Origin of the sequence: Streptomyces sp. MS191, from assembly GCF_008042125.1 — a bacterium.
Taxonomy (GTDB): Bacteria; Actinomycetota; Actinomycetes; order Streptomycetales; family Streptomycetaceae; genus Streptomyces.
The window spans coordinates 1-1,592 of sequence record NZ_RDBI01000205.1 but is presented as its reverse complement, the minus strand read 5'-3'; the positions used below and the strand labels follow the sequence as shown (position 1 = coordinate 1,592).

Here is a 1,592-nt window from a genome sequence, read left to right as displayed (position 1 = left end):
GGCGGCGGGTGAGTGGTTCATCGGGGTTACCGCCTTGTGCCCATGCGGATGGGCGTCGTGAGGTTCGGTCGGTGGGGTTTCGGGCACGCCGGCCTCTTCGTCCCGCCGCCGAGCGGACCGCGGGGGCCGGGGGTTTCGCTGGTCCGGGGTCACGGCGCGGTGCATCACTGCCCACCACCGCGGTAAGGCCCCCCGGCGCCCGCGCATCCGGCACGCGCACCTGCCGGTACGACGCTCCGCTGCCGGGGCGGACCCCGATCCCCCCCGATCCCCCCGAATGCGGCCGGTCCCACCCCGCACGTGTGCTGCACCGCGCCGTGACCCCGGACCAGCGAAACCCCCGGCCCCCGCGGTCCGCTCGGCGGCGGGACGAAGAGGCCGGCGTGCCCGAAACCCCACCGACCGAACCTCACGACGCCCATCCGCATGGGCACAAGGCGGTAACCCCGATGAACCACTCACCCGCCGCCCGGAGCACGCCGCGTGCCTTCCGGGCCTGGACCTCCGACATCACCGCCGCGACCGTCGCCTGCCAGGACGGAACGCCCGGCTGGGTCTCCCTGGTCGGCGACGAAGTCTGGTGGGACGAACCACGACCCCACGAGGCCGGGCGCCGCTGCGTCGTCCGCGCCACACCGGCCGGTGAGGTCGAGGACGTGCTCCCGGCGGACTTCGACGCCCGCAACGGTCTCCACGAGTACGGCGGCCGGAGCTGGCGTCCCACCGCTGACGGTCTCGTCTTCACCCACTGGCACGACCAGCGTCTCTACGTGCACTGCCCGGACGGCCAGGACGAGCCCCGGCCCCTGACGCCGACGCGCAAGAACGTCACCTACGGCGATCTCTACGTTCCTCCGTCGCGGGACGAGGTCTGGGCAGTGCGCGAAACCCGCTCGGGCGGGGTACGCGACGTCGAACGCGCCCTCGTGGCCGTCTCCCTCAGCACCGGCACCGAACGGACGATCGCCGCGACCCACCGGTTCATGACCTGTCCCCGCATGTCACCGGACGGCCGGCACCTGTCCTGGCTCGGATGGAACCACCCCAACATGCCGTGGGACGGCACGGAGTTGTGCGTCGCGCCCCTGCGGGCCGACGGGACGGCCGGCGTCCACGGCATCCGGGCGGGCGGTCCCACGGAGTCCGTGGTCCAGGCCGAGTGGCGGGACGCCGACACCCTCTGGGCGGTCACCGACCCCGACGGCTGGTGGAACCTCCACCTCGTGCCCGCCCGGGGAGGCCCCGCACGGGTCATCGCCCCCGCGGAGGAGGAGTTCGGCGGAGCCCTGTGGAAACCGGGCACCTCATGGTTCGCCCCCCTTCCCGACGGACGCGCGGTGGCCATCCACGGCACGGGCGCGGGACGACAGATCTCCGTGGTGGATCCCGACGCCGGACCCGGGCTGCCCGCACTGACACCGCTCGACCTCCCCTACACCGACTTCGTCCAGAGCGTCGACGCCGACACAGGCCGCCTGGTCGCCGTCGGAGCGGGCCCGACCCTTCCCTATGACGTCTTCACCGCGGCCGTCCCGCCACTCGGCCTGGACCACGGACTCCGTGGGACCGCCCGCCCGGATGCGCCCGGATGC

Annotated in this window: 1 protein-coding gene; it reads left to right on the top strand. The window is 73.7% G+C overall.

The features are described from left to right. Positions 1 to 449: 449 nt before the first annotated feature. On the top strand, positions 450 to 1,592 hold a 1,143-nt coding region (locus EAO71_RS36425), incomplete at its 3' end, for a TolB-like translocation protein (RefSeq protein ID WP_459112793.1).